General features: G+C 33.5%; 2 protein-coding genes. Both read left to right on the forward strand.

Annotated features, from left to right (window positions below; genetic code table 11):
* Positions 1-849, forward strand: an 849-nt coding sequence (locus WBQ70_RS00025) for a DNA-directed RNA polymerase subunit alpha (RefSeq protein ID WP_423908806.1), incomplete at its 5' end; no start/stop codon positions are given.
* A gap of 133 nt (positions 850-982) precedes the next feature.
* Positions 983-1516 carry a 50S ribosomal protein L17 gene (gene rplQ / locus WBQ70_RS00030; protein WP_344765842.1) on the forward strand — a complete coding sequence of 178 codons (534 nt, stop codon included), beginning with the start codon at positions 983-985 and terminating at the stop codon, positions 1514-1516.
* Positions 1517-1681: the final 165 nt, after the last annotated feature.

The following is a 1681-nucleotide window of genomic DNA, read 5'->3' on the forward strand; positions in this document are numbered from 1 at the left end:
TTAGAAGGTTATGCTATTACTACTATTCGTTTTTCAGGCGTTTCGCATGAGTTTTCTACCATGAAAGGTGTTGTAGAAGATTTAACTGATATTATCTTAAACTTAAAACAAGTACGTTTTAAGAAAACAGGTGATTCTGGTGATGCTGAAAAAGTTTTCATCATTGTTAACGGTCAAGATCAATTCAAGGCTGGTGATATCACTAAATTCTCTAATAACTTTACAGTTTTAAATCCTGAGCATGTAATTTGCAACATGGATAAATCTGTTACTTTAGAAGTAGAGTTAACCATCAATAAAGGACGTGGTTATGTACCTGCTGAAGAGAATAAAGTTGCTGATGCTGTTGTAGGTGTTATCGCTATCGATTCGATTTACACTCCAATGAAAAACGTAAAATACACAATTGAAAACTTCCGTGTTGAACAAAAAACGGATTACGAGAAATTGGTATTAGATATTTCTACTGATGGTTCAATTCACCCAGAAGAAGCATTAAAAGAAGCGGCTAAGATTCTTATCCAACACTTTATGTTATTCTCTGATGAGAACTTAGTATTAGAATCTCAAGCTAAAGAGGAAACTAAAGAAGTTGATGAGGAAATTTTACATATGCGTAAAATCCTTAAAACTGAATTAGTTGATATGGATCTTTCAGTTAGAGCATTAAACTGCTTAAAAGCGGCTGATATTCGCACTTTAGCTGATTTAGTATCTTACGATGTTGCTGATATGTTAAAATTCAGAAACTTTGGTAAAAAATCTTTAACAGAGATTCAAGAACTTGTAAAATCAAAAGGTTTATCATTTGGTATGAACCTGTCTAAATTTAAGTTAGACGAAGAGTAAGAGTTGTGGGTTATAATTGATACGTATTACGTAAAACTTATAACTTATTTCTTTAATAATAAATTATTATTTCACAGTGTATAATTCCCTCAGCTTAATTGCAACGAGACGGTATACACTCAATTAAAAAACAATGAGACACGGTAAAAAAGTAAACCACTTAGGTAGAACTGCAAGCCACAGAAAAGCGATGTTAGCTAATATGGCTTCATCACTTATTTTGCACAAAAGAATTACAACAACTTTAGCTAAAGCAAAAGCTTTACGTACTTATGTTGAGCCAATTATCACTAAATCTAAAAGTGATACTACTCACTCACGTCGTACTGTATTCGCTTACTTACAAGATAAAGAAGTAGTAACTATTTTATTCCGCGAAATTGCTGAGAAAGTTGCAACCCGTCCAGGTGGTTACACTCGTATCATTAAATTAAACAACCGTGCAGGTGATAACGCTGAAATGGCTTTAATTGAATTGGTAGATTACAATACTGTTTACGGTAAAGATGTAGAAGTTAAAGAAGAGAAGAAAACTACTCGTCGTGGTAAAAGCAAAACTGCTGCTGCTCCAAAAGCTAAAGAAGCGAAAGCTGAAACTGCTGAAGAAGTTGCACCAGAAGCTACTACTGAAGAAGCTCCTGCTACTGAAGAACCAAAAGGAGAATAATTTTATTTCCCTTAAGATAAAAAGTCCTGTTCGAAAGAGAGGGCACTGAAAAAGTAGACTCAAAATGGTCTATAAAAAGATTAGCGGATGAGTAGGTCATAAGATCTCCATCCGCTTTTTGTTTTTTGAGTGTTTTTATATTTTTTACTGATTCCAATTCATCAA

It is taken from the genome of Flavobacterium sp. (assembly GCF_049590715.1).
Taxonomy (GTDB): Bacteria; Bacteroidota; Bacteroidia; order Flavobacteriales; family Flavobacteriaceae; genus Flavobacterium.